Source organism: Vibrio sp. YT-19(2023) (assembly GCF_033337395.1).
This window is the reverse complement of record NZ_JAWOQN010000854.1, coordinates 1-576: the sequence shown is the minus strand read 5'-3', so window position 1 is coordinate 576 and position 576 is coordinate 1. Positions and strand designations below refer to the sequence as shown.

1 protein-coding gene is annotated in these 576 nt (G+C 49.7%); it reads left to right on the top strand.

Annotation, left to right across the window (positions count from 1 at the left end):
• The coding region (locus tag R7E78_RS28830; RefSeq protein ID WP_318058977.1) for an ATP-grasp domain-containing protein at window positions 1–576 on the top strand (576 nt) is incomplete at both ends.

Genomic DNA, 576 nt, shown 5'->3' with positions numbered 1-576 from the left:
CTGCAGTTGAGCGTTTAGGTCTTCTACAACCACAAAACGCAACAGTAACGGCGATGGAGCAAGCTGTTGAGAAATCTCGTGAAATCGGCTTCCCACTCGTTGTTCGTCCATCTTACGTTTTGGGTGGTCGTGCGATGGAAATCGTCTACGATGAACAAGACTTGCGTCGTTACTTCAACGAAGCAGTAAGCGTATCGAATGAATCTCCAGTTCTACTAGACCGATTCCTAGATGATGCAACAGAAGTGGATATCGACGCTATCTGTGACGGTGAGCGCGTGGTTATCGGCGGCATCATGGAGCACATTGAGCAAGCGGGCGTTCACTCTGGTGACTCTGCATGTTCGCTTCCTGCTTATACACTAAGCCAAGAAATCCAAGACAAGATGCGTGAGCAAGTTGAGAAGCTGGCGTTCGAACTTGGTGTACGTGGCCTGATGAACACTCAGTTCGCAGTAAAAGACAACGAAGTTTACCTAATTGAAGTAAACCCTCGTGCTGCGCGTACGGTACCATTCGTATCGAAAGCGACAGGCGCACCACTAGCGAAAATCGCGGCACGTGTAATGGCGGGTC